The sequence below is a fragment of the Mesorhizobium sp. WSM3879 genome (assembly GCF_002294915.1).
Classification (GTDB): Bacteria; Pseudomonadota; Alphaproteobacteria; order Rhizobiales; family Rhizobiaceae; genus Mesorhizobium.
On record NZ_NSFZ01000003.1, the window covers coordinates 468098 to 493661 of the forward strand.

Below are 25564 nucleotides of genomic sequence, written 5' to 3' on the forward strand. Positions count from 1 at the left end.
AGGGAGGAGACATGTCGGAGGTATCTCCCCAGCTGATCGATCGGCTGCTCGCGATCTCGCGGGCGCTCGCCGGCCATATCGATCCGGGCTCAGCGTTCCGGGCGACAGCGATCGAAATCGGCACGCTCATCCCGCACGACCATATCGATCTGGCGGTGTTGTCGCTCGATGGGCGCATGCATGCCTGCTACGAGGCCGGCTTCCATACCAGCTGGAGCGATCTGGCGCAGCATCCGGTCGAGGGCAGCCCGATCCGGCGCGTGCTGTGGGGCGACACGCCTTATCTTCTGACCGACAACGCGCTTCTCGACGACCGATTCCACTTCGAGGGAGCGTTCGACGGACCGATCTTCGCCGCCAAGCTGCGCAGCCGCATCATCGTGCCGCTGCGGGCACGCGGCAGCGTGATCGGCGCGCTCAACATCAGCCGGCACAAGGCCGGCTGCTACTCGCAAGAGGACGTCGAGGTCGCTCAGCAATGCGCCGACCTCATCGGGCCCTATATGTTCGCGCTGATCCAGACAGAGGAAGCGCGCCGCGCCATGCTCGCCGAAAGCGAGGCGCGCAACCGGGCGGAACTGCTGAGAGTCGGCGCCTCGCAACTGACCGAGGGCATGGAGCGCGAGCGGCGCCGCATGGCCATGGACCTGCACGACCAGACGCTCGCCGACCTTGCCCGCATAGCACGTCAGGTTTCTGCGTTCCGCAGCCGGGGCGTGGCGCGGACGGCCCAGCTTGCCGATCTCGAGCAGGAGGTGGCGGGCTGCCTGGCGGAGCTGCGCCACATCGTCGACGACATGCGGCCGAGCGTTCTGGAACTGTTCGGCCTGCGCGACGCGGTCGAGGCGCACCTCAACCGCAGCGTCGCGAGGGCCAAGCCGCCGATCGCGGTGCGCATCGCCGACACCAGCGACGGCAGCGCCGACAGCCTGTCGGAAACGCTTCGCACCGCGCTCTACCGTATCGTGCAGGAAGCCATCAACAATGCGGTCCGTCATGCCGCGCCAAGCCGCATCGAGGTGCAGCTGGCGTCGACGGCAACCACATTCAACGTGACCGTCACCGATGACGGGCATGGCTGCGGCGCCGTCGATCCCGCCGCCCAAGGCGGCATCGGCCACATGCACACGCGAGCGGCCCTTGTCGGGGCGCGGCTGCGTTTCGAGCCGGCCGACCGCAAGGGCGGCACCAGGGTCGTGATCGAGATCGATCGCGAGTCCGCCGAGGCCAAGGCGGCGGCGTGCAGCGCCGCGATAACCGAAGCTCAGCCGGTGGCGGAGGCAGTTTGATGCTGGTCATGATCGCCGAAAATGACGGCCTGCATCGCACCTTCGCGCGGCGGACCGTCGAGCAATTGTGGCCCGGCGATGTCGAGGTGATCGAAGCCGGCGACGGCGAGGACGCCATCAATCTTGCGGCGGAGCGGCAGCCGCCGCATGTCGTGCTCGACCTGCAACTGCCCAAGGCGACCGGGATCGAGGTGGCGCGCGCCATCTGGAGCCAGCGCGCCGGCACGCATATCCTGTTCTGGTCGAACTTCGCCGACGAGGCCTATGTGCGCGGCGTGGCCCGCATCGTGCCGCCGGGATCGGTCTATGGCTATGTGCTGAAATCGGCGACGGAAGAAGGCATGCGCTCGGCGCTGCGCGGCGTGTTCCGCGAGGGGCATTGCATCATCGACCGCGAGATCCGCGGCATCCAGCACCGCGTCCAGGACCGGTTCGAGGGCATCACCGACGGCGAATATGAAAGCCTGATCGACATCGCGCTCGGCCTCACCGACCGAGCGATCGCGGCGCGGCGCGGCCTGTCGATCCGCGGCGCGCAGAGCCGCATCAAGCATGTCTACGAGAAGCTCGGAATAGTGCCGCCGGAGGAAGGCGTTGGCGAGGCGTCGGTGTTCAATTCGCGCACCCGCGCGATCTATCTGGCCATGGCCCGAGGCCTGATCAACATCGACGCGCTGCGGCGCGAGCAGGAGCAACTCGACGCCTGGCTCGCGCAGGCAACGCCGTTGCAGGAGCAGTAAGCCCCGCGATGGGCGAACAGGCTCAGCTTGAATGCTGATTGCTCTTGGCCCTCAGAACGATCGGCTCGGTCTCGATCAATCGAAGCGACCTGACCATATCAGCCGTCCGCGCCTTGTATTTGAGAAAGTGCGGCGCGGTCAGGTGAGCGTGGTATGCGGAATGATCGACATAGCATTCGATGACGCGCACCGTTTCGGGCGAACCCTTTATCGAGACCGCGTGCAGGAACAACACGCCAGGCTCGTTCTGCACCGAGGCCTCGATCTCTTCGGCGAGCAAGGCCCTGAAGCTTTCGAGCTGGGATGCCTCGATCTCCAGTTCCGCAATCCGCACGATCGGCCTGCCGCATCTCTCTGCCATCCATGGTTCTCCTGTCTGCAGCCGTGGATGCCGGTGCCGACTGTGCAAAACCACAGTCGGTGCTGCGCTTAGACCGCTATCGCCCGGTCCGCGTCCCGACTAGCTTTTGTCCTACAAAAACAGAAATCCCGGGGAAGCGCTCATGCCGTTCGTCAGCATACGGATACTCGAGGGTCATTCGCAAAAGCGCAAGAACGAGATCTCTCGCCGGGTCACCGAGGCGATCAGCGAGGTCGCCGGACTGCCCATGGACGCGATCTGGGTGGTGATCGAGGACGTGCCGGGCAGCGACTGGTTCGTCGCCGGCAAGCCGGTGCGGGAACCCAAGAGCCCGTGATGTCGATCCCGGCGCGCGCCCGTCAGTCCGGCTTTGATGACGTCGTCGGCAATGCGGCGATGGAGCGGCTCGCCACCGGCTACGGCTTCATCGAAGGTCCGGTGTGGCATCCCTATGAGAAATGGCTGGTCTTTTCCGATATTCCGCAAAGCCGCATGTACCGGCGCAGCGCTTCCGGCGAAATCGCGGCGTTCCGCGACCCGAGCCACATGGCCAACGGCAACACGCTCGACCGGCAGGGGCGGCTGGTGACCTGCGAGCACGCCAGCAGCCGCGTTACCCGCGCCGAGCCGGGCGGCACCACGACCGTTCTCGCCACGCATTACCAGGGCAAGCAGCTCAACAGCCCGAACGACATTGTCGTTGCTACTGGAGGCTCGATCTATTTCACCGATCCGACCTACGGCCGAGCGGAATTTTACGGCGTCCCGAGGCCGCAGGAACTGTCCTACCAGGGTGTCTACCGGATCGACGGCGACGGCGCCGGGCTGACGTTGCTTGCCGACGATTTCGCGCAGCCCAACGGGCTCTGCTTCTCGCTCGATGAATCGCGGCTCTTCGTCAACGATACCACGCGTGGCCACATCCGTGTGTTCGGCGTCGAATCCAATGGTGACCTCAATGGCGGGGCCGTATGGGCTGTGACCGAGGGCGATGCGCCAGGCGCGCCGGATGGGATGAAGATCGACAGCCGCGGCAACCTCTATTGCACCGGCCCGGGCGGCATCCATGTCTTTGACGCGTCGGGCGATCTCCTCGGCGTCATCGCGACGCCGGAAGATTGTGCCAATTTCACCTTCGGCGACGAGGACCTGCGGAGCCTCTACATCGCCGCGTCGACGTCGCTCTACCGGCTGAGGGTACGGGTGCCGGGATTGAGGCTGTTTTGAGCGGGACCGTTCGCGCTCAGATCGGATGGGAGTGAAGCCGGCCCGCAGGGGCCGGTGGGAAGTGCAGCAGTCAACACATCTGGGAGGATAATGACATGAAGAAACTACTGGTCTTGAGCGCCTTTGCAGCCATGCTCGCCTCGGGCACCGCGCTTGCCGACACGAGCGGCAAGAAGATCGCCTTCTCCAACAATTATGCCGGCAATTCGTGGCGCCAGGCGATGCTCGACAGCTACGCCATCGTCACCAAGAAAGCGGTCGAGGACAAGGTGGTGGCGGCGGCGGATGTCTTCACCACCGCCGACAAGGAAGTGCCGACGCAAGCCGCGCAGGTGCAGAACCTGATCCTGCAGGGCTATGACGCCATCGTCATCAACGCCGCCTCGCCGGATGCGCTGAACGGCGCCATCAAGCAGGCCTGCGACGCCGGCATCGTCGTCGTTTCCTTCGACGGCATCGTGACCGAGCCTTGCGCCTACCGCGTCGTCGTCGACTTCAAGGACATGGGTAGGCAGGAAGTCGAGCAGATGGCCAAGTTCCAGCCGAAGGGCGGCAATTTGCTGGAAATCCGCGGGCTGGCAGGCACCTCGATCGACGATGCCATCCATGCCGGTATCCTCGAAGGCGTCGCCGCCCATCCCGAGTTCAAGATCGTCGGCTCCGTGACCGGCGACTGGGACCAGACCACGGCGCAGAAGGCGGTGGCGACCATCCTGCCGTCGCTGCCGGAGATCGTCGGCGTCGTCGACCAGGGCGGCGACGGCTACGGCGCCGCGCAAGCGTTCGCCGCCGCCGGCAAGCCGCGTCCGACCATCATCATGGGCAACCGTCAGGACGAGCTGAAGTGGTGGAAGGAGCAGAAGGACAAGGACGGCTACCAGACCTGGTCGGCCTCGATCGCGCCCGGCGTGTCGACGCTCGCCTTCTGGGTGGCGCAGCAGGTGCTCGACGGCCGCAAGGACGTGCCGCACGATCTGCTGGTGCCGTATCTCGCCTTCACCCAGGACAATTTCGAGGCCGCGCTGCCGAAGATCAAGGAAGGCGGCGTCGCTACCCACGAATACACCCAGGAAGACGCGATCGCGGCCATCAAGGCCAACATCAAGCAATAGCGGCGCGACGTTGCCAGCCGCATCGCCGACCGGATATCGTTGAGGATGCTCCAGGCTATTGCAGACATCGTCAGGCTGGACGGCGCCGAAAAGCACTTCGGCGCCGTCCGCGCGCTCAACGGCGTCGACTTCCATGTCGGCGCCGGCGAATGCGTCGGGCTGGTCGGGCACAATGGCGCCGGCAAGTCGACGCTGATGCATATGGTTGCGGGCACGCTGCGGCCCGATGGCGGGCAGATCGCGGTGCGCGGCAACCAGGAAGCGAGCTATTCCGTGGCGCGCGCGCTCGAGCTCGGCATACGCTGCGTGTTCCAGGAGCTGTCGCTCTGCCCAAACCTCAGCGTCGCCGAGAACACGCGCATCAACCATCCCTCGCTCAGCGGGCTCGGCTGGCGGCGCAAGGCCGCCGATCTGATCCAGGCCAAGCTCGACGAGATCTTTCCCGACCACGGCATCGCGGCGGACGACATTGCCGGCGATCTGTCGATCGGACGCCGCCAGATGGTCGAGGTGGCGCGCGCCTTCACGCTGACCCGCGAGCCGCTGCATCTGGTCATCCTCGACGAGCCGACCTCGTCGCTCGATGCGCACACGGCCGGCCAGCTGCTTTCATTCGTGCGCCGCTTCGTCGCCGCGGGCGGCAGCTGCATCCTGATCTCCCATGTGCTGGGCGAGGTGCTGCAGAATGCCGACCGCATCGTGGTGATGCGCGACGGCAAGGTGGTCGCCGCCGACGCCGCAAGCGCGTTCGACCGGGACAAGCTGGTCGCCGCGATGGGCGGCGCCGGGGAACATCAGAAGGCCGCCGCCGAGACCCGCAAGGTCGCGGTCGGGGCGCTCAGGGTGCGGGCGCGCCCGGCGCGGCAGCAGGATGGCAAGGAGCTTGTCGCCCGCGCCGGCGAGATCATCGGCCTTGCCGGGCTCGCCGGGCATGGCCAGACCGACCTGCTGCTCGCGATCTTCTCGGCCGCCTCGCGCGCCAGGGCCGGCATCGAAGTGACGGCGCCGGTGGCGCTGGTCGCCGGCGACCGCCAGGCGGACGGCATCTTCGCCCAATGGTCGATCGCGCAGAACATCGGCATCCGCTCGCTTCAGCGCCTGCGCGACGGCCTGCTGATCTCACCGCAGCGCGAGGCGGAGCTGGCGGAATTTTGGAAGAAGAAGATCGGCATCCGCACGCCGGACATGAGCAACAACATCTATTCGCTGTCGGGCGGCAATCAGCAGAAGGCGCTGTTTGCGCGCGCGCTCGGCTCCGATGCCGAGATCGTGCTGATGGACGATCCGATGCGCGGCGTCGACATCGGCACCAAGCTCGAAGTCTATGACCTCGTGCGCGAGGAGGCCGGAAAGGGCCGCACCTTCCTCTGGTACACGACCGAAACCGAAGAGCTCGACAATTGCGACCATGTCTATGTCTTCAAGAACGGCCGCATCGTCGCCAATCTCGGACGCGACGAACTGACGGAGGAGAAGATCATCCAGTCCTCGTTCGGCGACACGGCCTGAGATGACGGCGATCGCTCCCGGCACGCTCCCGAAATCCTCCCGCGGCAGCGCGGCCCGCGCACGCATGCTGCGCAGCCTGCTGCCGGCGCTGTCGCTGGCGCTGGTGTTGATGGCCATCGCCTGGCTCAACCCGCGCGCCATCAGCTATTTCGGCTTCAACCTGATGCTGAACCTGGCGATCCCGATCGCGCTGGCGACGATCGCGCAGATGTTCGTCATCGCCGGCAATGAGCTCGATCTGTCGATCGGCACTTTCGTCGGCTTTGTCGGCTGCGTCACCGCCACCTGGCTCAGGGATGCGCCGCTCATCGGTGTCGCTGTGCTGCTCGGTTCAATCGGCGTCTACGCGCTGCTCGGCGCGCTGATCCATCTGCGCAACCTGCCCTCGATCGTGGTGACGCTCGGCATGAGCTTCGTCTGGCAGGGGCTGGCTATCCTTATCCTGCCGAAGCCGGGCGGCAAGGCTCCGGACTGGCTGCTGGCGATCATGTCTTTCAAGCCGCCCTATATCCCGTTCCCTATCCTGGCGGCATTGCTCATCGCGGCGATCGTGCATTTTGGCCTGATGCGCACTTCATATGGCGTCATCCTGCGCGGTTCCGGCGGCAATGCCGCGGCGCTCAGGCGCGCCGGCTGGTCGCTGCTCAAGACAAAGATCGTGCTCTTCGCGCTGACCGGCCTGTTCGGCGTGCTTTCCGGCATGGCGCTGATCGGCATCACCACTTCGGCCGACGCCAATATCGGCAACGGCTACACGCTGCTTTCGATTGCCGGCGTCATCCTTGGCGGCGGCGAGTTCGTCGGCGGCCGGGTGTCGCCGATCGGCGCGGTCATCGGCGCGCTGACGCTGGCTTTGGCCGCCTCGCCGCTCTTGACCTTCATGCACATCCCGCCCGATTGGCAGGTGGCTGCCAATGGCGCGATCCTGATCATCGTGCTGGCGGCCCGGGTGCTGATCAGCCGCAGGGAGAGGTGAACGATGACCTCTGTACGGATGCTGCTTGAAAAACCCTGGCTCTGGTCCTTCGTCGGCGCCGTTCTCGTGTGGGTGGCGACCGTCGCCTTCACCGGCGGCTATGGCGCCGGCGGCATGGTCACGGCGGCACTTTCGCTTGCCGTCTTCACCGTCATCGTCGGCGTCGGCCAGATGTTCGTCATCACGCTCGGCCCCGGCAATGTCGACCTGTCGCTGCCCGCCAATATCGGACTGGCGAGCGCGGTGGCGATGAAGGTTATGGGCGGCAGCGATTCGATGATCGTCGTCGGGCTGTTGGCGGCGCTCGCCTGCGGCGCGGCGATCGGCGCCATCAACTATCTGCTGATCTGGGCGCTCAGGATTCCGCCGATCATCGCGACGCTGTCGGCGAGCTTCATCATCCAGTCGGTCGACATCAGCTACGGGCGCGGCCTGCAGATCAAGCCGCCGCCGGGCTTTGCCGATTTCACCAACTGGCAGATGCTGGGGATCCCGGTGCTGGCGATACTGACGGTGGTCTTCACCGTCGCCGCGGCGCTGGCGCTGCAGCGCATGATCTATGGCCGCTCGGTGCTGGCGATCGGGCAGAACATCCGCGCCGCCTGGCTGGCCGGCGTCAATGTCGGCCGCATCCGCTTCCTCACCTACACGCTTTGCGGCGCGCTCGGTGGCATCGACGGCGCGCTGCTTGCCGGCTATTTCCGCGGCGCCAATGTCGATATCGGCAATGAATATCTGCTCGCCTCCATCGCGGTCGTCGTCATCGGCGGCACCTCGGTCGCCGGCGGCAAGGCCAACGTGCCCGGCGTCTGGGGCGCCGGCCTGTTCCTGGTGCTTTTGCTCACCATGCTCAACACCTTCGGCGTCAGCGCCGGCGTGCGGCTGGTGCTGACCGGGCTGATCATCGTCGGGGTGATCACGGCGGCGGGTGGCGAGAAGGCTGTGCGGTGACAAGTCGCGAGGAGGGGGTCGCTCTCCGGGGTCTCTCCAGCCAAATTTGACCATGTGGACAAAGGTCCGGCGTCGTTCCATAGTCCTCCCGTCTGACATGTTTTGAACGGCCGGCTCGACACGGTCGTCGAGCAGAGGGGATTTCAATGGAAAACGATCATCGCAAAACGCAACGCGCCGGCCTGTCGCGGCGCAATGTGCTGGAACTCGGCGCCCTCGGGCTGACCGCGGCGGCGCTGCCCGGCGTGGCCTTCGCCAAGGACAAGAAGCTGAAGGTGGCGGCGATCTTCGCGACGCCGATCGAGGAGCCCTGGGACAACCAGATCCATGTCGCCCTGCAGAAGGCCGAGAAGGAGCTGGGCATCGAATACAAATGGTCGGAGAAGGTGCAGACCGCCGACTTCAGCCGCGTGATGCGCGAATATGCGCAAGGCGGCTACCAGTTGGTGCTGGGCGACGCCTTCGCCGCCGAGCGCGAATCGCGGCGCACGGCAAAACAGTTTCCGAAGACCGCCTGGCTGTTCGGCTCCGGCGCCGGGCCGGCCGAACCCAATTTCGGCGTCTTCGACAACTGGATCCACGAGCCGGCCTATCTCTCCGGGCTGATCGCCGGCAAGATGTCGAAGTCGGGCACGATCGGCGCTGTCGCGGCAATGGGCATTCCGGAAGTGAACCGGCTGGTCAACGCCTTCTTCGCCGGCGCCAAGGAGGTCAATCCAAACATCAAGCGGAAGGTCGCCTTCATCGGCTCCTTCTTCGATCCGCCGAAGGCCAAGGAGGCCGCGATCGCGCAGATCGATGCCGGCGTCGACGTCATCTATGCCGAGCGTTTCGGCGTCATCGAGGCGGCGGTCGAAAAGAAGATCTACGCCATCTCCAACATGTCCGATCAGTCGAGCCTCGGACCCGACACGGTGATCACCGGCCCGGTATGGAACATGTATCCGACGGTCGAGCAGGCGATCAAGCTGGTCAAGGCGGGCGTCTTCACCGCGCAGGACTATGGCGACTTCTCGCGCATGGCCAAGGGCGGCTCCGATCTCGCCCCCTATCACAAGTTCGAGAAGACGCTGCCGGCCGAGGTCAAGGACCTGGTCGCCAAGAAGAGAGCCGAGATCCTGGAAGGCAATTTCCGCGTCGACGTCGACGAGAACACGCCTGTGTCGGATTGAGCGCAGTTTACCCTCCCCCTCGAGGGGAGGGGTGCCGAGCGAAGCGAGGCGGGAGGGGTCGTCTCAACCGCTCGACCTTGACGACTGAAGATGGAGCGCGTCGCGGGCGACCCCCCCCCGCCCGGCGGGCCACCCGCCCCACGAGGGGGAGGGATATTAGGAGCATCCTTGCCCGTCCCTCTGATCGAAATGCGCGGCATCACCAAGAGCTTCGGCGCCGTCAAGGCGAACGAGGGCGTGGATCTCAGCGTCGCCTCCGGCGAGATCCTTGGCCTGCTCGGCGAGAACGGGGCCGGCAAGACGACGCTCATGAACGTGCTGTTCGGCGCTTATGCGCCGGATGCCGGCGAGATCCTGGTCGAGGGCAGGCCGGTCGCCATCCACGATTCGGCGGATGCACTCGCGGCCGGCATCGGCATGGTGCATCAGCATTTCCATCTGGCGCCACGGCTGACGGTGCTGGAAAACCTCTTGATCGGCATTGCCGGCAAGTCCGGTCGCATCGACCGCACGGGCGGGCTGGCGCGGCTGAAGGAGATCGGCCGCCAGCATGGCTTACATCTCGATCCCGGCCTGCCGGTCTCGGCGCTCTCGATCGGCGAGCAGCAGCGGCTGGAAATCATCAAGGCGCTCTTTCGCGGCGCCAGGCTCCTGATCCTCGACGAGCCGACGGCGGTGCTGGCGCCCAGCGAGGTCGATGGCCTCTTCGCCGCGCTGCGCTCGATGGCGGCGCAAGGGCTCGGCATCATCTTCATCTCGCACAAGCTCAACGAAGTCAGGGCGCTCACCCATCGTTGCGTCGTGCTTCGGCATGGCAAGGTCGCCGGCCGCGTCGATCATCCGGCAGGAACCACCTCGGCCGAGATGGCCAAGCTGATGTGCGGCCACGAAATCATGCCGCCGATCAAGGAGGTCTCGACGCCTGGCGCGCCCGTGCTGACGCTCGACGGCGTCTCCACCTCAGGTCATGGCGGCACGCCGCTGCGCGAGGTCTCGCTCTTCGTCCGCGCCGGCGAGATCCTCGGCGTTGCCGGCGTCTCCGGCAATGGCCAGCGGGCGCTGGCTGATGTGATCTCCGGCATGCTGTCGCCGAGTGCCGGTTCGATGACGATAGCCGGCAAAGCAGTTGCGCAATTTTCGCCGCGCGAGCTGCAGGCGCTCGGCCTTGGCCGCATTCCGGAGGACCGGATGACGACCGGGCTGGTCACCAACCTGCCTCTAGCCGACTCCATGGTGCTGCCCCGCATCGGCACCGAGGCCTTCAGCCGCAAGGGACTGCTCGATCCGGCCGCGATCCGCGCCTTCGCGGAGGCGCAGATCAAGGCCTATGACATACGCTGTCCCGGCCCCATGACGCGCGCCGGCGCGCTTTCCGGCGGCAATCTGCAGAAGGCGCTTTTGGCGCGCGAGCTCGCCTTCGACCCGAAGGTGCTGATCGTTTCGCAGCCGACGCGCGGCCTCGACATCGGCGCTGCACGGTTCATCCACGAAAAATTCCTGGCCATGCGGGCGAAGGGTTGCGGGATCATCGTGATTGGCGAGGATCTCGAGGAATTGCTGATGCTCTGCGACCGCATCACGGTGATGTATGAGGGTCGCATCGCCGGCACGCTTTCCGGCCCGGAGGCCACCGTCGCGACGCTTGGGCTGCTGATGACCGGCGCGGAGGGGAGGGCGTAGAGCTATGGAATTGCCTCGGGCGCCGGACTTTGGCGCCGCCCCTCACCTGCCTGCCGGCATCCTCTCCCCGTATAGGGACGGGGAGAGGGGCGCTCTCATCGGTGGTTTCGCCAATCGTCAGCGGTGCAAGAGAAGCGCCAGCGGCGCGCCCAGCCCCCTTCTCCCCGTCACTATACGGGGAGAAGGTGCCGGCAGGCGGATGAGGGGCGGCGCCGACATCCGCCTAGCAGAGGGCCACGCCTGATGTTCCGTCTCGAAGCCCGCAGCTCGACGCCGGCCTGGCTCAATCTCGCACTGCCGCTGCTCGCCATCGCCGTCACGCTGGTTTTGTGCAGCGGTCTCATCGCTGTCGCGGGCGCTGGCGTCGTCGAGGCCTATGGCGTTATGCTCTCGGCCTCGCTCGGCGACAGCTACGCCATCACCGAGACGCTGGTTCGCGCCGCGCCGATGATCTTCACCGGCCTGGCGGTGGCGATCGCCTTCCGCGCCAAATTCTGGAACATCGGCGCCGAGGGCCAGCTGCTCGCCGGCGCGGTTGCGAGTTGTGCCGTAGGCGCCATCCCGATGCCGGGACCGCTCGCCATGCTGCTGATGGTGCTGGCCGGCGCGGTGGCCGGCGCCCTCGTCGCGCTTGTGCCGGCGACGTTGCGCGTCCAATTCAAGGTCGACGACGTGGTCAGCTCGCTGCTGCTCAACTCGGTCATCTATTACGCGCTGATGGCGCTGATCGAGGGGCCGTGGAAAGACACCTTTTCCGGCTATCCGATCTCGCCGCCGATCGAGGATTCCGCCAATTTCCCGGTGCTGATCGAAGGCACAAGGCTGCATATCGGCGTCGTCGTGGCGCTGATCGCAGCGCCCGTCTGCTGGTTCCTGATCGCGCGCACCACGCTCGGCTTCCAAATCCGCGTAACCGGCGAGAATGCGGAGGCGGCCCGCTATGGCGGCATCAATACCCAGCGCGTGCTGCTCTCCACCGCGCTGCTTTCCGGCGCGCTGGCCGGATTGGCCGGCGTCGGCGAGGTTGGTGGCGTCCACTTCCAGGTGATGAGCGACATCTCGCCGGGCTACGGCTATTCCGGCATCGTCGTCGCCATGCTCGCCCGGCTCAATCCGCTCGGCGTCGTGCCGGCCGCGATTTTCCTTGCCGCGGTCATGACCGGCGCCGAGGCGATGTCGCGCGCGACTGGCGTGCCGGCCTTCCTCAGTGAGGTCATCCAGGGCACGGCGCTGCTTGCGATGCTGGTGGCGCTGCTCTTCACCGCCTACCGCATCCGCCGCGTGGGGGCGCCCGTATGAGCGCGGTATTCGAGCAGATTTTTCAGGTCGGCTTTCTCGCCGCCATCATCCGTATCGCCACACCGCTCGCCTTCGCCACGCTCGGCGAGATGTTTTCGGAGCGCGCCGGCGTGCTCAATCTCGGCATTGAAGGCATCATGCTGTTGGCGGCCATGGCCGGCTTCACCGCCGCGAGCCTGAGCGGCAGCCTGTGGCTGGGCGTGCTGGTGGCCGTGCTTGTCGGGGCGGCGATGGGCGCGCTGCATGGGCTGTTCACGGTGGTCTTGGGCCTCAGCCAGCATGTCTGCGGCATTGGCGTGACGCTGTTCTGCTCTGGGCTCGCCTATTTCCTCTACCGACTGATCTTCGGCCAGCAATCGGTGCCGCCCAGCATCAAGGGCTTTCAGCCGGCGCCGATCCCCCTGCTGTCGGACATTCCGATCCTGGGGCCGGCGGTGTTCAACCAGTTCACGCTGGTTTATCTCGCGATCATCGCCGTTCCGTTTGCCGCCTTCGTGCTCTACCGCACGCCCTGGGGGCTGTCGGTGCGCATGGTCGGCGAGAACCCGCGCGCGGCGGATTCCGCCGGCGTCAGCGTGATCGCCACGCGCTTCCAGGCCGTGATCCTCGGCGGCGCGCTGATGGGTCTTGCCGGCGCCTTTCTCACCATGGCGCAGTTCAACGCCTTCACCTTCGGCGTGGTGTCGGGGCGCGGCTGGGTGGCGATCGCGCTGGTGGTGTTCGGCCGCTGGGACCCGTGGCGTTCGGCGGGCGCGGCATTGCTCTTTGCCTTCGTCGACGCGCTGCAGCTCAGGATGCAGGCCAGCGGCCTCGGGCACATCCCTTACGAAGCCTTCCTGATGCTGCCCTTCATCTTCACCATCGTCGCCATGGCCTTCATTTCGCGCAACGCGGTCGCGCCTTCGGCGCTGCTGAAGCCGTTTCGACGCGAGGAACGGTAGGTAGATTCCGATCGCCGGGGTAGAGGAAGGGCGCCAAGCTTGGGACGCCTCAGATCGCCGTGAAGGCGTTGTCGACGAAGAGATGCGCGCCGTTGACGAAGCTCGATTCGTCGCTCGCCAGGAACAGCGCCGCCTTGGCCACTTCCTCCGGCTCGCCGATGCGGCCCTGTTGCGCGGCCATGGCGGCATCGGAAACATCGACGCCGAGCTTGCCGAGGTCGGCGACCTCGCGCATTCCGTGCGGCGTGCGGATGAAGCCGGGACAGATGGCATTGCAGCGGATGTTGCGATCGCGGAACTCCACCGCGATGGCACGCGCGAACATGTGGCAGGCGCCTTTAGTGGTGTCATAGAGCACTTCGTTCGGCGTCGCCGCCACCGCCGAGATCGACGAGGTGCAGACGATCGAGCCGCCGCCGGCGGCGATCATGCCGGGCAGCACCGCGCGCGTCATCAGGAACATCGAACGCACATTGACGGCGTGCAGCCAGTCCCATTCCTGCAGAGTCGTCTCCAAGAAGGGTTTAATCACAATGGTGCCGGCGTGGTTGAACAGCACGGTCACCAGCCCGAATTTTTCCGCGGCCGCCTTCGCCGCCGCCTCGACCTGCGCCTCGTCGGAAACGTCGGCTACGAAATGCTCGGCGACATGGCCGCGCGCGCGGATCGCCGCGGCGGTCTTGCCGGCGGCATCGCCATTGCGGTCGATGATCGCCACTTTGGCGCCTTCGGCGGCAAACAGCTCGGAAGCCGCTCCACCCATGCCCGTCGCGCCGCCCGAGATGATGGCGACCTTGCCCGCCAGCCTTCCACCCATTTTTCTCTCCCTGAGTCCTGTGAGGCTATTTTGATGCTATCCCCTCGCGTATCGAATAGCCAAGCACTTGCAAGGCCGGTTGCCGCCGAAAAGCCGGAGCTACAGGCATTTTGTCGGATCCTCCGGTGGCGCGTCCCCGGACGGTTTTCGATCTCGGCTGAGAATAAACGCCCCTCAAGTTGCCGTTTCCGAGGACGTCCTTCCAAGAATCGTCGAAAAATAGCACTCGACAAAGTCTACTATCTTTATAGATTAATGGCCGAGACGGAGGTTCGACCATGACCTACATGCAGAATGCTCAGCGCGAAGGCCAGAGGCTGACCACCGACCGGAGCTGGAGGCCCGCCTATGGCGGAACCTTCGCCTATCTCGTTTTCGCGCTGGCATTCGTGTTCACCGGCGCGGTGGTGCTTGGGATCATCCCCTGACAGAGCCGGGGCCTAGGGCCCCGCCGTCCAAAAATCTGAGTTGAAGTAACCGGAGAGATGACTGGCCGAGCGCCAGGGCGCGTCGGCGCGCATTTGGATTGTTCGAGGTGGAGCGGGCAAGCAACGTGACGGAGGAGATGGCAATGCCGATCGAGTTCACGCATGTTCCCGGTAAGCCTGCCAATGGCAGCTTCTTCTACGATTTCGCCGAGACGGCGACCAAGCTGTCGCTGATCGAGGATGCGGGGTTTCGCAAGCTGGTGATCGACGATCCGGCCGGCCTGCTCACCAATATGGACATCGCCGCGCAGACGCTCGACCGCACCCCGGCGCTGGAAGTGGTGCTGACGCACTGGGCCGGCGTGGTCGAGCCGGCGGTGGCGGCAAGGCAGCTCGCGGCGCTCGACCGCAGAGGCGGCGGCCGCCTGTCGCTCAGGATGCTGAGCGAGCCGCTGCAGGACAGTGACGCCGAGCCGCGGCCGGCCGGCCACAGCGTGGTGTGGCAACGCATCGACGAATATCTGGTGCTGCTGAAGCGGCTGTGGTCGAACGACAAGCCCTTCGACCATGAAGGCGCCTTCTACAGCGTCAAAGGCGGTTACGTGCCGCGCAAAGGCCCGCATGGCGGCGACCTCAGCATCCGGCTCGGCGGCCAGTCCGGCACAGCGCTGAAGGTCGCCGGCCGGCATGCCGATATATTCGAGCTGGCGGCCGGCTCGCCGGACGAAGTCGCGCAGTTGATGCAGCGTGTGCGCGGCGCTGCAGCCGAGCACGGCCGCGCCGGCAGATTGCGCTTCGCGCTTCCCGTCCGCATTCGCCCCGAAGGCTGGTCCGGCGCCTCCGACCACAAGGCGGTCGAGGTCGCGGGGCCGCCGGCGCGGCTTGCGCTCTCGCTGTTGCCCTATACCGCGCTAGGCATCGAGGAATTCATGATCGGCGGTATCGACCGTCCCAGCGAGATCGCGCGGATCGGCCGCGAGACGGTCACGCTGATCGCGAATTCGCTGGCTCGGTGCGACGCCGACACCCTGGCGCCAGGAACGTTCGCGTCGCGTTCGTTCACCGGGGCACACCTTCGATGAAATCGCGGGGCGAGGTGAGACCGGCCGCTGCGGCTGCCGGTTTCATCAAGACGGGACATAGTGAAGACATTGATCAAGGTCACTGCGGTCGACAAGGCTTGGCTCCGTCTGTGTTGGTGGCGGCGGCCATTGTGGCTTCCGCAATCGTCACAACCGTGAAGACGAAGGCGACGCCGGCAACGGAACGGTGCACGCAAAAAGATTTGTGACCGGCGGATACTTGTGATCCCGAAGCTCCCATATCAATCCCGTTGTTCTGCGATCCGCGACAGCGCGGCGATGACCGCCTCCGAGCTCGCCAGCGCGCCGAAGACGCCGTCCTCGACCGTCACCATATCGAGCGCGGCTTCGTGCGCCCGGCCGTCGCCGCTGGCGCAGGCGTCCGCAATCGTCAGGCATTGGAAATTGCGGTCGCAGGCCTCGCGTAGCGTCGTGTGAACGCAGACATCGGTCGTGCAGCCGGTGAACATCAGATGGGTGATGCCGCGCGCCCTCAGCACCAGTTCCAGATCCGTATAGGTAAAGGCGCCGTTACAGGTCTTGTCGACAATGATGTCCTCGGGCCTGACTTCTATGTCGGCGACGATCTGGAAGCCTGGGCTGGAGCGCAGCAGGATATCCGTGCCGTCCAGTCCCGCCCGCTTGCGCCGCCATTTTTCGTAAGCCGTCATATCGGCCATGTCGGCGCGGTAGCCTTGCCTCGTATGGACGATGGCGAGGCCGGCGGCGCGCGCCGCCGCAATCAGCCGATTCACCGTCGGCAGAATGGCGCGCAGCGGCGAAGGGTCATAGCCTTTCCTGGCGAAATAGCCTGTCGGCGACAGGAAATCCTCCTGCAGGTCGATCACGAGCAGGGCGGTGTCTTGCGGCACCAGCCTGCCGTCATAGGGGAAGTCGAACGGGGTCGCCTTGATCATCGCCTGCTGCCTCGGTTGCGGCTGGCATGGTGGCCCAGCGACGGCGTCGCAGTCCAGGCCTCACGGAGTCCCTATGCGCCGACCCGGATTATTTGTTGATGATGGAAGATCTTAATAGTTGACTCTCTAACTCATGTTTTCTAGTCAGACGGCATTGGCGTGCAATGATGACGCGAGGACTAGCCTTGTCCCGGAACGTTTTTTTTGTGGTGCTGGCCGCGTTCGCCATTCTTGCGGCCGGCTCGATCCTTCCCGACATCGCGGCGGCACAGAAGCAGGCTGCACCCGCGGTACCGGTTGCACAAGCGCCTGCTCAGCAGCCCATGACAGCTCCGGCGGCCGCGCAGCCAGCTCAGGCCCCGGCCGGGGCGCAGGCCCCGGCGACGGAGGCACCAACCGCTGCCGCACCGACCGAACCGCGCGTTCAGCCGGCGCCGAGCACTGCTGGGGGCGAAGAGCCTTCCGCCATTGCTCTGACGCTGCCGCATGACCTGTCGCCCTGGGGCATGTTCATGAACGCCGACATCGTGGTGAAGGCGGTGATGGTCGGACTTGCTTTCGCTTCTCTGGTCACCTGGACGATCTGGCTCGCCAAGTCGCTGGAGATCGTCGGCGGCAAGCTCAAGGCGCGGCGCGCGGCGAACGCGATCGGCAATGCCGCGACGCTGATGCAGGCCGGCCGCGCGCTCGGCCACAGCGGTGGCCCGGGCGCGCTGCTGGTGCGGGCGGCGGAGGAAGAGCGCGCGCTTTCGGCGGGCGCGCTGGACCATGCATCAGGTGATGGCCTGAAGGAGCGCGTCACCTCGCGGCTGTCGCGCATCGAGGCGGCAGCGTCCCGGCGCATGTCGCGCGGCACCGGCCTGCTCGCCACCATCGGCTCCACGGCGCCCTTCGTCGGCCTGTTCGGCACCGTCTGGGGCATCATGAACGCCTTCATCGGCATCTCGCAGGCGCAGACCACCAATCTTGCGGTGGTGGCGCCGGGGATCGCCGAAGCCCTGCTCGCCACGGCAATAGGTTTGGTGGCTGCGATCCCGGCGGTGGTGATCTACAACGTCTTCGCGCGATCGATAGCCGGCTACAGGCAGATCCTCGCCGACGCCTCGGCAGGCGTCGAGCGGCTGGTCAGCCGCGACCTCGATTTTCGCACGGTGCCGCCGGCAACCGCGTTGGCAGCGGAGTGAGCGGCCAATGGCGGCGCGGATTCGTGAGACGGCCGGCGACGATCTCGAGGAAAGCCACGAGATCAACGTCACCCCGTTCATCGACGTCATCTTGGTGCTTTTGATCATCTTCATGGTCGCGGCTCCGCTTGCGACCGTCGACGTCAATGTCGACCTGCCCGGGTCGACGGCGACGCCGGCGCCACGGCCGGAGACACCGCTGTTCCTAACGCTGAAAAGCGATCTTTCTCTGGCGATCGGCAATGAGGCTGTGCCGCGACCGAGCTTCGCCACCGTGCTCCACAGCCGCACCAAGGGCGACAAGCAGACGCGCATCTTCCTGCGCGCCGACAAGGCGGTGGGCTATGGCGAGCTGATGGAGGTAATGAACCTGCTGCGCGCTGCGGGCTACCTCAAGATCGCCCTGGTCGGGCTGGAGACGGCGTCCGGCACCGGGGCTGCGGCCGCGGGCGCCACCTCCGCGCCGGCGACAAGCGGAAGCGCGGCGCAATGACGCAAGCGATCGCCGCCTTGTCCACCCAGCCACGCTTCGGCTTCCGCGAAGCCGGTCTGTGGGCAAGCGCGGCCACGGTTATTTTCGCCGCACATGTCGCGGTCGCTTATGCGGTGCAGAATCTGAGCTTTTCCGAGGTGCCGGACGGCGGCCCGCCGCCGGCGCTGGCTGTCGAAATGGCGCCGCTGCCGACGACGCCTGCCGTGCCGGAAGAGGCGGCCATGCTGGACACGGTCACGCCGGAGCCGCCCGATGCAATCGAGGAGGCGCCGGCGGTCAGCGAAGTGAAACCGGTGACCGATCCGGCGCCGGTCATGAAAAGGGTCGAGCCGGTCGCCGAGCCGCCGGTCGTTTCCGACAAGGCGGCGGAGGCCGAACCGGCGGAGACAGTAGCTGCGCTCAGCGAGCGGCCGCCGCTGGACGAGGTCGTGCCCGACCCTGTCGAGGCAGTTACTCCCGACGTCGTCGTTCCGCTGCCGCAGCCAAAGCCTCTCGAGGCGCAGCCGAAGGCAAGCCAGCCCGTCGAAGCGAGGAAAAAAGCGGAAAAGAAGCCGGTCGAAAAGCCGAACCAGAGGAAAAGGGCAAAGGCCGCGCCGCCAAAGGCTGTGACGATGGCCGGCATCGATGCCAACGCAGGCGCGAAGGCCGCCGCGCCGCAATCCTCCGAGTCGGTGTCGCGATCGAGCGTCAGCCCGTCGCGCTGGAATTCCAGCTTGGCGGCATGGATCAGGCGGAATACCCGCTATCCAAGCGCGGCGCGCTCCAGGCGCGTCGAGGGCACGCCTACTGTAACCTTCACGGTAGACGTCTCCGGCAGGGTGGTCTCTGCCCGGCTGGCGCAATCCTCGGGCGATCCGGATCTCGATCGCGCCGCGCTCGGCGTGTTGCAGGGCGCGTCGGTGCCGGCGCCGCCGGCCGAACTCGGCGCCCACGTCACCCGCACCGCGCCTTTCGTCTTCAGCCTGCGCGATTAGATGCCCCGCCGCGCCATGCAACTTTGAGGCTTGACTGGCGGGCGGTAGGGAATAGGGTAGCTGCGAACATATCGGCCTCGGTCGCCGGACGGCAAGAATGCCTCGTATGCCTCGCCTGTCGGCGGCGGCTGCGGGGCTTTTTCATTTTTGGGGCATTGCTTGAAACGGCGTATCGAGATCGGCGTCCTCTATTCGCGATCCGGCAGCTACCAGCTCGTCTCGGACGCGTGCCGTACGGGCGCGATGCGGGCGATCGCCGACATCAATGCCGACCGAAGCTGCGGGATCGAGCTGGTGCCGGTCGAACGCGATCCGCAAAGCAATGCCGACCGCTACGCCACGCTTTGCGAGGATATCTTCCGGACCAGCAGCGCCCGCCACGTGATCGGCTGCATTACCTCCTGGAGCCGCAAGGAGACGATCCCTGTGCTGGAGAAGGCGGGCGGCATGCTCTGGTATGCCTGCCCCTATGAGGGGTTCGAGGCCAACGAGCATGTCGTCTACATGCATGCCTGCCCGAACCAGCATCTGGTTCCGCTGATGGCTCATGTCGCGCCGCGTTTCGGTGCCAACGGCTTCCTGCTCGGCTCGAACTATATCTGGGGCTGGGAGATGAACCGCGTCGCGCGCGACCTTATCGCCGACGCTGCGGGCAAGGTGCTCGGCGAGCGCTACCTGCGCATCGGCGAAACCGACGTTTCGCGCCTGATCGATGAAATCCGCGCCACGCGGCCGAATTTCATCCTCAACAACCTCATCGGCACCTCGTCCTATGCCTTCCTGGCGGCATATCGCGACTTGGGACGCGAGAATGCGACCTTCAAGGCCGACGCCTGCCCGGTCATATCCTGCAATCTCACCGAGGGCGAGTTGCCGGCGATCGGCGAAACGGGCAGGGGCCATTTGTCGGCCGGACCCTATTTCGCGCCGCGCCCGGCTGCCTTCGCCTCGTCCTTCGAGGCGTCCGCCTATGCATCGGTGCAAGTGATGGCGGACGTGCTCTCCGGCGATCCCGACGCCGGCCCGGCGGCGTTCTCAAAAGCCTTCGCCGGGCGCCGCTTCACGACGCGCCTGGGGCCTATCGCAATCGATCCGCACACGCAGCATGCAACCCTGCCGGTGATCATCGGGCGCATCGCCGATGGATTTTTCGAGGTCGTCAGCCGCGAGGAAGAGGTGGCGCCCGATCCCTATCTGTCGCGTTACGACCCGGCGAAGACCTTCGGCCGTCCGCGGCTCAGGGTGGTGTCGTGAGCCGGTCCGCACGCATCCCCAATCTCGGCGGCGCGTGGGCTTTCGTGCTGCATCGCCCGCACGCGACGGTGCAGGCGATCACCAGGCAGCTGTCGGCGATCGGCCTTGAGGCGGTCGAGTGCTGGCCGCAATTGCCGGCAGAGGCGCTTGCCGCGGATTTCGTCTTCTTCGACGCCGATCTCGGCTTCGACGAGCAGTTCCCGTGGCAGCCGGGCGAGGCGCCGATGCCCCTGGTGGCGCTGATCGGTTCGGAAGCGCCGGGCCGCATCGAATGGGCGCTGTCGCAAAAAGCCGACGCGCAATTGCTGAAACCGGTCGGCAATGCCGGCGTGTACAGCGCGCTGCTGATCGCCCGGCAAAGCTTCGAGGCGGGGAAACGGCTGGCCGACGAGATCACGTCGCTGCGCCAGCGCGTCGGCGAGCGCCAGACCATCGTGCGCGCGGTCGCGGCGCTGTCGAAAGGCAGCGACGACGATCGCGCCTATGCGCAGTTGCGGTCGCTGGCGATGAGCTGGCAGATCAGCGTCGAGGAAGCGGCCCGGCGGATCGTGGCGATGACGGAAGACGAGGATGGCGGTGACCAATCCCATCGCGCCTGATCTCCCGGCGCCGGGCCAAATGCCGGTCAAGCCGCGCGCCGGCGTCTGGCGCCGGCTGCTCAAGCGGCCGCTGGCGCTGCTCGGACTCTTCATCGTCGCCATCGTGCTTGCTGGCGCCATCCTGGCGCCGTGGCTGACCGGCTACGATCCCAACGAGCAGATGTTCGACGGACTGACGCTGGAAGGTTCGCCCTTGCCGCCGAACGCCAAGTTCTGGCTGGGCACCGACCTGCTCGGCCGCGACCTGTTGACCCGCATCCTGTTCGGCGCCCGCACCTCGCTGATCATCGGCATCGTCGCCAACGGCGTGGCGCTTCTGATCGGTACGCTGGTCGGCGTCACGGCCGGTTATTTCCGCGGCTGGATCGGCAGCGCGCTGATGCGCTTCACCGACCTGATGATGGCCTTCCCGGCACTGCTTCTCGCCATCTGCCTGGCGGCGGTGTTCGAGCCGAGCCTTTGGATCGTTGCCATGGTGATCGCGCTGGTCAACTGGGTGCAGACCGCCCGCGTCATCTACACCGAAACCTCGTCGCTGTCCGAGCGCGAGTTCATCGATGCCGAGCGCACGATAGGGGCGAGCGCGCCGCGCATCCTGTTGCGCCATATTCTGCCGCATCTGCTGCCGACCATCATCGTCTGGGGCACGCTCGGCATCTCGACCACGGTGCTGCTCGAAGCCACGCTCAGCTATCTCGGCATCGGCGTGCAGCCGCCGACGGCCTCCTGGGGCAACATCATCTTCGAGAACCAGACCTATTTCTAGGCGGCGCCCTGGCTGGTGTTCTTCCCCGGCGCCGCGATCCTGGCGCTTGCGCTTGCCTTCAACCTGATCGGCGACGCGCTGCGCGACATCCTCGACCCGACGCAGAGGGGGCGGGCATGATCGCCTATCTCGGCCGACGTCTCATCCAGTCGCTGCTCATCCTGCTCGGCGTCTCGCTGATCACCTTCGCGCTGCTCTATCTGCTGCCGGCGGACCCAGTGCGCCAGATCGCCGGCCGCAGCGCGACGCCCGACACGGTTGAAAACATCCGCAGGCAGCTCGGCCTCGACCAGCCCTTCATCGTCCAGTACTGGCACTATCTCACAAGGCTGCTCAGCGGCGATCTCGGCCGCTCCTACATCCAGCGCTCGGAAGTCACCGAGCTCATCGTCTCGCGGCTGCCGGCGAGCCTGCTTCTGATGGTCGGCGCCATCCTGTGCGAGCTCGCGATCGGCCTTACCATGGGCCTGATCGCCGCCGTCAAGCGCGGCACCTCCACCGATCAGACCTTGATGGTCGCCTCCTTTGTCGGCGTCTCGGCGCCGCAATTCGTCGTTGGCCTGCTCCTGCTCTATGTCTTCGCCGTCCGGCTCGGCTGGTTCCCGATCGGCGGCTACGGCAGCTGGCGGCATCTGGTGCTGCCCTCGCTGACTATGGGCATACTCGGCGCCGGCTGGTATGCGCGCATGATGCGCTCGTCGATGATCGACGTTCTGCGCCAGGACTATATGCGCACCGCCCGCGCCAAGGGCCTGGCGCGCGGCGCCATCCTGTTCCGCCATGCGCTGCCCAACGCCATCCTGCCGGTGGTCGCCATGATCGGCATCGACATCGGCGTCTTCATGGGCGGCATCGTGGCGGTCGAAAGCGTCTTCGGCTGGCCCGGCATCGGCCAGCTCGCCTGGCAGGCCATCCAGCGCGTCGACATCCCGATCATCATGGGCGTCACCCTGGTCTCGGCCTTCGCCATCGTGCTCGGCAACCTGCTGGCCGACATCATCGCGCCCTTCATCGACCCCCGAATTAAACTCAGATGAACAAGGCAACAACCAGAGAAAGGGAACAGTGACATGAGACGATTTCTGGCATCCACCGTGGCGGCCTCGGCGCTTGCGCTGATGCTCGGCATGGCAAGCGCGCGCGCCGACGACGCGGTCGACCCTAACGCCAAGCAGGGCGGCGCCATCACCATCACCTACAAGGACGATGTCGCGACGCTCGATCCGGCGATCGGCTACGACTGGCAGAACTGGTCGATGATCAAGAGCTTGTTCGATGGCCTCATGGACTATGAGCCCGGCACCACCAAGCTGAAGCCCGACCTTGCCGAAAGCTACGAGATCTCGCCGGACGGCAAGACCTTCACCTTCAAGCTGCGCCACGGCGTGAAGTTCCACAATGGCCGGGAGATGACGGCCGACGACGTCAAATACTCGCTCGACCGCGTCACCAATCCGAAGACGCAGAGCCCGGGCGCCGGCTTCTTCGGCTCGATCAAAGGCTATGACGAGGTCGCCGCCGGCAAAGCGAACAGCCTCTCCGGCGTCACCGCGGTCGATCCCTATACGATCAAGTTCGAGCTGACCCGTCCGGACGCCACTTTCCTGCATGTCATGGCGATCAACTTCTCGCATGTGGTGCCGAAGGAGGAGGTCGAGAAATACGGCGCCGACTTCGGCAAGCATCCGGTCGGCACCGGCGCCTTCAAGCTCGCCGAATGGACGCTCGGCCAGCGCATCGTCTTCGAGCGCAATCCCGACTACTGGCACAAGGGCCTGCCGCATCTCGACAAGATCACCTTCGAGATCGGCCAGGAGCCGATCGTGGCGCTGCTGCGCCTGCAGAAGGGCGAGATCGACGTGCCCGGCGACGGCATTCCGCCGGCCAAATTCCAGGAGGTGATGAACGATCCGGAGCAGAAGGCCCGCGTCGTGGTGGGCGGGCAATTGCACACCGGCTACATCACCATGAACACCACCATGCCGCCCTTCGACAATGTGAAGGTGCGCCAGGCGGTCAACATGGCGATCAACAAGGACCGCATCGTTCAGATGATCAACAACCGCGCGGTGCCGGCCAACCAGCCGCTGCCGCCTTCGATGCCCGGTTACGACAAGGCATTCAAGGGCTATCCCTATGACGTCGCCAAGGCCAAGGCCCTGCTTGCCGAGGCCGGCCACCCCGATGGCTTCGAAACGCAGTTGTTCGCCATGAACACCGACCCCAATCCGCGTATCGCGCAGGCGATCCAGCAGGATCTGGCGGCCATCGGCATCAAGGCCAGCATCCAATCGCTCGCCCAGGCCAACGTGATTGCCGCCGGCGGCGACAAGTCCGGCGCGCCGATGATCTGGTCGGGCGGCATGGCCTGGATCGCCGATTTCCCGGATCCGTCCAACTTCTACGGACCGATCCTCGGCTGCGCCGGCGCGGTGCCGGGCGGCTGGAATTGGGCGTGGTACTGCAACAAGGATCTCGACGCCAAGGCGGCCGAAGCCGATTCGGTCGTCGATCCGGCAAAGTCCGCGGATCGCGAGAAGATGTGGAGCGCGATCTACGACAAGATCATGGAGGACGCACCCTGGGCGCCGGTCTTCAACGAGCAGCGCTTCACGCTGAAGTCGGCCCGCATGGGCGGCGCCGACAATCTCTATGTCGACCCGGTCCATATCCCGATCAACTACGACAATGTGTATGTGAAAGATGTGCAGTAACTGCGACTACACCATCCACGGGCGCCATCACCACTTCGGCTGGGACAATTCCTTTGCCCCGGCCGAGCGCGTGGCACCTGGCTCGACGATCGAGTTCCAGTGCCTGGATTCCTCCGGCGGGCAGCTCAAGGCCCACAGCACCGTCGGCGATATCGCCAATCTCGATTTCGGCATGATCAACCCGGTGACCGGGCCGATCTTCGTCGAGGGCGCCGAGCCCGGCGACGCGCTGAAGGTGACGATCGAAATGTTCAAGCCGTCCGGCTTCGGCTGGACGGCGAACATTCCGGGCTTCGGTCTGCTTGCCGACGACTTCAAGGAGCCGGCACTCAACATCTGGAAATATGACCCCGGCTCGCTCGAGCCGGCGCTGTTCGGCAGACAAGGCCGCGTGCCGCTGAAGCCGTTTGCCGGCACGATCGGCAACGCGCCGGGCGAGATGGGCCACCATTCGGTGGTGCCGCCGCGGCGCGTCGGCGGCAACCTCGACATAAGGGATCTTGCCGCCGGCACCATTCTCTATCTGCCGGTGGAAGTGGCAGGCGCGCTGTTTTCCGTCGGCGACACGCATGCCGCGCAGGGCGATGGCGAAGTGTGCGGCACTGCGATCGAGAGTCCGATGGACGTCGTGCTCAAGCTCGACCTGGTGAAGGACGCGCGGCTGAAGACGCCGCGCTTCACCACGCCGGGCCCGGTGACGCGGCATCTCGACGCCAAAGGTTATGAGGTGACGACCGGGATCGGACCCGACCTGATGACCGGCGCCAAGCAGGCGGTCAGTCAGATGGTCGACCTGCTGGCCGGCCGATACAAGCTCGACCCGGTCGACGCCTATATGCTGGTCTCGGTCTGCGGCGATCTCAGGATCAGCGAGATCGTCGACATGCCGAACTGGGTGGTGTCGTTCTACTTCCCGCGCTGCGTGTTTGAATGAGAGGTCGGCGCCCCACCCCCGCCCCGCTGCTTCGCAGCGACCCTCCCCACAAGAGGGAGGGTAAAACGCCAGCGCCCTACCTCCCCCTCGTCGGGAGGTCGGACCAAAGGTCCGGGTGGGGACCGGCGCTCCGACTTGCTCGGGG

The 25564-nt window shown here is 65.9% G+C and carries 25 protein-coding genes and 1 pseudogene; 23 read left to right on the forward strand and 3 right to left on the reverse strand.

The window, feature by feature from the left end:
• Nucleotides 1-11: 11 nt before the first annotated feature.
• A complete protein-coding gene (locus CK218_RS08970; protein WP_095827454.1) occupies nucleotides 12-1289 on the forward strand; it encodes a histidine kinase in 1278 nt (425 codons plus the stop codon).
• Nucleotides 1289-2029, forward strand: coding sequence for a response regulator transcription factor (locus CK218_RS08975; protein WP_095799667.1), 741 nt, complete (start codon nucleotides 1289-1291; stop codon nucleotides 2027-2029). Before CK218_RS08970 ends, CK218_RS08975 begins: the two co-directional genes overlap by 1 nt.
• 22 nt (nucleotides 2030-2051) lie before the next feature.
• Here CK218_RS08975 and CK218_RS08980 read toward each other — a convergent pair whose 3' ends face one another.
• Nucleotides 2052-2390, reverse strand: coding sequence for a putative quinol monooxygenase (locus CK218_RS08980; protein WP_095827455.1), 339 nt, complete (start codon nucleotides 2388-2390; stop codon nucleotides 2052-2054).
• 142 nt (nucleotides 2391-2532) lie between these two features.
• Between CK218_RS08980 and CK218_RS08985 the strand changes: the two genes are divergently transcribed.
• The 10 genes from CK218_RS08985 to CK218_RS09035 all read left to right on the forward strand — a co-directional run bounded on the left by CK218_RS08985 (nucleotide 2533) and on the right by CK218_RS09035 (nucleotide 13257).
• The gene (locus tag CK218_RS08985; RefSeq protein ID WP_067323038.1) at nucleotides 2533-2727 is read left to right on the forward strand and encodes a 4-oxalocrotonate tautomerase family protein; all 195 of its coding nucleotides are present in this window, start codon (nucleotides 2533-2535) and stop codon (nucleotides 2725-2727) included.
• A complete protein-coding gene (locus CK218_RS08990; protein WP_095827456.1) occupies nucleotides 2727-3617 on the forward strand; it encodes an SMP-30/gluconolactonase/LRE family protein in 891 nt (296 codons plus the stop codon). Before CK218_RS08985 ends, CK218_RS08990 begins: the two co-directional genes overlap by 1 nt.
• A gap of 95 nt (nucleotides 3618-3712) precedes the next feature.
• Nucleotides 3713-4729: an ABC transporter substrate-binding protein gene (locus CK218_RS08995; protein ID WP_066998252.1), complete on the forward strand. Its 1017-nt coding sequence runs from the start codon at nucleotides 3713-3715 to the stop codon at nucleotides 4727-4729.
• A gap of 45 nt (nucleotides 4730-4774) precedes the next feature.
• Nucleotides 4775-6238 (forward strand): sugar ABC transporter ATP-binding protein, encoded by a 1464-nt coding sequence (locus tag CK218_RS09000; RefSeq protein ID WP_095827457.1) that lies wholly within the window; start codon nucleotides 4775-4777, stop codon nucleotides 6236-6238.
• Nucleotide 6239: 1 nt separating this feature from the next.
• On the forward strand, nucleotides 6240-7214 hold the full coding sequence (locus CK218_RS09005; protein WP_095799671.1) for an ABC transporter permease: 975 nt from the start codon (nucleotides 6240-6242) through the stop codon (nucleotides 7212-7214).
• 3 nt (nucleotides 7215-7217) lie between these two features.
• The gene (locus CK218_RS09010) at nucleotides 7218-8165 is read left to right on the forward strand and encodes an ABC transporter permease (protein WP_095827458.1); all 948 of its coding nucleotides are present in this window, start codon (nucleotides 7218-7220) and stop codon (nucleotides 8163-8165) included.
• Nucleotides 8166-8311: 146 nt separating this feature from the next.
• Nucleotides 8312-9337, forward strand: coding sequence for a BMP family protein (locus CK218_RS09015; RefSeq protein ID WP_067323051.1), 1026 nt, complete (start codon nucleotides 8312-8314; stop codon nucleotides 9335-9337).
• 168 nt (nucleotides 9338-9505) lie between these two features.
• Nucleotides 9506-11017, forward strand: a complete 1512-nt coding sequence (locus tag CK218_RS09020) for an ABC transporter ATP-binding protein (protein ID WP_095827459.1) — start codon at nucleotides 9506-9508, stop codon at nucleotides 11015-11017.
• Nucleotides 11018-11260: 243 nt separating this feature from the next.
• Nucleotides 11261-12316 carry an ABC transporter permease gene (locus tag CK218_RS09030; protein ID WP_095827461.1) on the forward strand — a complete coding sequence of 352 codons (1056 nt, stop codon included), beginning with the start codon at nucleotides 11261-11263 and terminating at the stop codon, nucleotides 12314-12316.
• Complete coding sequence (locus CK218_RS09035) at nucleotides 12313-13257, forward strand: ABC transporter permease (RefSeq protein WP_095779812.1); 945 nt, start codon at nucleotides 12313-12315, stop codon at nucleotides 13255-13257. The genes CK218_RS09030 and CK218_RS09035 overlap by 4 nt, the downstream gene beginning before the upstream one ends.
• Nucleotides 13258-13306: 49 nt before the next feature.
• Here CK218_RS09035 and CK218_RS09040 read toward each other — a convergent pair whose 3' ends face one another.
• A complete protein-coding gene (locus tag CK218_RS09040) occupies nucleotides 13307-14074 on the reverse strand; it encodes an SDR family oxidoreductase (RefSeq protein WP_095782665.1) in 768 nt (255 codons plus the stop codon).
• Nucleotides 14075-14352: 278 nt separating this feature from the next.
• Between CK218_RS09040 and CK218_RS30515 the strand changes: the two genes are divergently transcribed.
• Nucleotides 14353-14502 carry a hypothetical protein gene (locus CK218_RS30515; protein ID WP_095782664.1) on the forward strand — a complete coding sequence of 50 codons (150 nt, stop codon included), beginning with the start codon at nucleotides 14353-14355 and terminating at the stop codon, nucleotides 14500-14502.
• 143 nt (nucleotides 14503-14645) lie between these two features.
• Nucleotides 14646-15584, forward strand: a complete 939-nt coding sequence (locus tag CK218_RS09050) for an LLM class flavin-dependent oxidoreductase (protein ID WP_095827571.1) — start codon at nucleotides 14646-14648, stop codon at nucleotides 15582-15584.
• Between the two features lie 242 nt (nucleotides 15585-15826).
• Here CK218_RS09050 and CK218_RS09055 read toward each other — a convergent pair whose 3' ends face one another.
• Nucleotides 15827-16501, reverse strand: coding sequence for an isochorismatase family cysteine hydrolase (locus tag CK218_RS09055; protein ID WP_095827462.1), 675 nt, complete (start codon nucleotides 16499-16501; stop codon nucleotides 15827-15829).
• 167 nt (nucleotides 16502-16668) lie between these two features.
• Here CK218_RS09055 and exbB point away from each other — a divergent pair, with 167 nt between their 5' ends.
• The 9 genes and pseudogenes from exbB (at nucleotide 16669) to CK218_RS09100 (ending at nucleotide 25419) form a co-directional block, all read left to right on the forward strand.
• Nucleotides 16669-17685, forward strand: coding sequence for a tonB-system energizer ExbB (exbB, locus tag CK218_RS09060; RefSeq protein ID WP_179294454.1), 1017 nt, complete (start codon nucleotides 16669-16671; stop codon nucleotides 17683-17685).
• Nucleotides 17686-17692: 7 nt separating this feature from the next.
• On the forward strand, nucleotides 17693-18178 hold the full coding sequence (exbD, locus tag CK218_RS09065) for a TonB system transport protein ExbD (RefSeq protein WP_095827464.1): 486 nt from the start codon (nucleotides 17693-17695) through the stop codon (nucleotides 18176-18178).
• A complete protein-coding gene (locus CK218_RS09070; protein WP_095827465.1) occupies nucleotides 18175-19152 on the forward strand; it encodes an energy transducer TonB in 978 nt (325 codons plus the stop codon). The genes exbD and CK218_RS09070 overlap by 4 nt, the downstream gene beginning before the upstream one ends.
• 159 nt (nucleotides 19153-19311) lie before the next feature.
• The gene (locus tag CK218_RS09075; RefSeq protein ID WP_095827466.1) at nucleotides 19312-20406 is read left to right on the forward strand and encodes a transporter substrate-binding protein; all 1095 of its coding nucleotides are present in this window, start codon (nucleotides 19312-19314) and stop codon (nucleotides 20404-20406) included.
• A complete protein-coding gene (locus tag CK218_RS09080; RefSeq protein WP_095827467.1) occupies nucleotides 20403-21005 on the forward strand; it encodes an ANTAR domain-containing protein in 603 nt (200 codons plus the stop codon). Before CK218_RS09075 ends, CK218_RS09080 begins: the two co-directional genes overlap by 4 nt.
• 19 nt (nucleotides 21006-21024) lie before the next feature.
• Nucleotides 21025-21891: pseudogene (locus CK218_RS09085) on the forward strand (ABC transporter permease).
• On the forward strand, nucleotides 21888-22808 hold the full coding sequence (locus tag CK218_RS09090; RefSeq protein ID WP_095827468.1) for an ABC transporter permease: 921 nt from the start codon (nucleotides 21888-21890) through the stop codon (nucleotides 22806-22808). The pseudogene CK218_RS09085 and the gene CK218_RS09090 overlap by 4 nt, the downstream one beginning before the upstream one ends.
• 33 nt (nucleotides 22809-22841) lie before the next feature.
• Nucleotides 22842-24485 (forward strand): ABC transporter substrate-binding protein, encoded by a 1644-nt coding sequence (locus CK218_RS09095; RefSeq protein ID WP_095827469.1) that lies wholly within the window; start codon nucleotides 22842-22844, stop codon nucleotides 24483-24485.
• Complete coding sequence (locus tag CK218_RS09100) at nucleotides 24475-25419, forward strand: acetamidase/formamidase family protein (RefSeq protein WP_095827470.1); 945 nt, start codon at nucleotides 24475-24477, stop codon at nucleotides 25417-25419. Before CK218_RS09095 ends, CK218_RS09100 begins: the two co-directional genes overlap by 11 nt.
• Nucleotides 25420-25564 lie beyond the last annotated feature (145 nt).

Excerpts from the sequence above, each read along its gene's own strand:
- CK218_RS09035 (WP_095779812.1), top strand. The coding sequence starts at position 12,313 with ATGAGCGCGGTATTCGAGCAGATTTTTCAGGTCGGCTTTCTCGCCGCC.
- CK218_RS08985 (WP_067323038.1), top strand. The coding sequence starts at position 2,533 with ATGCCGTTCGTCAGCATACGGATACTCGAGGGTCATTCGCAAAAGCGC.
- CK218_RS09100 (WP_095827470.1), top strand. The coding sequence starts at position 24,475 with ATGTGCAGTAACTGCGACTACACCATCCACGGGCGCCATCACCACTTC.
- CK218_RS09030 (WP_095827461.1), top strand. The coding sequence starts at position 11,261 with ATGTTCCGTCTCGAAGCCCGCAGCTCGACGCCGGCCTGGCTCAATCTC.
- CK218_RS09040 (WP_095782665.1), bottom strand. The coding sequence starts at position 14,074 with ATGGGTGGAAGGCTGGCGGGCAAGGTCGCCATCATCTCGGGCGGCGCG.
- CK218_RS09010 (WP_095827458.1), top strand. The coding sequence starts at position 7,218 with ATGACCTCTGTACGGATGCTGCTTGAAAAACCCTGGCTCTGGTCCTTC.
- CK218_RS08995 (WP_066998252.1), top strand. The coding sequence starts at position 3,713 with ATGAAGAAACTACTGGTCTTGAGCGCCTTTGCAGCCATGCTCGCCTCG.
- exbB (WP_179294454.1), top strand. The coding sequence starts at position 16,669 with ATGACGCGAGGACTAGCCTTGTCCCGGAACGTTTTTTTTGTGGTGCTG.
- CK218_RS08990 (WP_095827456.1), top strand. The coding sequence starts at position 2,727 with ATGTCGATCCCGGCGCGCGCCCGTCAGTCCGGCTTTGATGACGTCGTC.
- CK218_RS09055 (WP_095827462.1), bottom strand. The coding sequence starts at position 16,501 with ATGATCAAGGCGACCCCGTTCGACTTCCCCTATGACGGCAGGCTGGTG.
- CK218_RS08970 (WP_095827454.1), top strand. The coding sequence starts at position 12 with ATGTCGGAGGTATCTCCCCAGCTGATCGATCGGCTGCTCGCGATCTCG.
- CK218_RS30515 (WP_095782664.1), top strand. The coding sequence starts at position 14,353 with ATGACCTACATGCAGAATGCTCAGCGCGAAGGCCAGAGGCTGACCACC.
- CK218_RS09050 (WP_095827571.1), top strand. The coding sequence starts at position 14,646 with ATGCCGATCGAGTTCACGCATGTTCCCGGTAAGCCTGCCAATGGCAGC.
- CK218_RS09005 (WP_095799671.1), top strand. The coding sequence starts at position 6,240 with ATGACGGCGATCGCTCCCGGCACGCTCCCGAAATCCTCCCGCGGCAGC.
- CK218_RS09015 (WP_067323051.1), top strand. The coding sequence starts at position 8,312 with ATGGAAAACGATCATCGCAAAACGCAACGCGCCGGCCTGTCGCGGCGC.
- CK218_RS09095 (WP_095827469.1), top strand. The coding sequence starts at position 22,842 with ATGAGACGATTTCTGGCATCCACCGTGGCGGCCTCGGCGCTTGCGCTG.
- CK218_RS08980 (WP_095827455.1), bottom strand. The coding sequence starts at position 2,390 with ATGGCAGAGAGATGCGGCAGGCCGATCGTGCGGATTGCGGAACTGGAG.
- CK218_RS08975 (WP_095799667.1), top strand. The coding sequence starts at position 1,289 with ATGCTGGTCATGATCGCCGAAAATGACGGCCTGCATCGCACCTTCGCG.
- CK218_RS09090 (WP_095827468.1), top strand. The coding sequence starts at position 21,888 with ATGATCGCCTATCTCGGCCGACGTCTCATCCAGTCGCTGCTCATCCTG.
- CK218_RS09000 (WP_095827457.1), top strand. The coding sequence starts at position 4,775 with ATGCTCCAGGCTATTGCAGACATCGTCAGGCTGGACGGCGCCGAAAAG.
- exbD (WP_095827464.1), top strand. The coding sequence starts at position 17,693 with ATGGCGGCGCGGATTCGTGAGACGGCCGGCGACGATCTCGAGGAAAGC.
- CK218_RS09070 (WP_095827465.1), top strand. The coding sequence starts at position 18,175 with ATGACGCAAGCGATCGCCGCCTTGTCCACCCAGCCACGCTTCGGCTTC.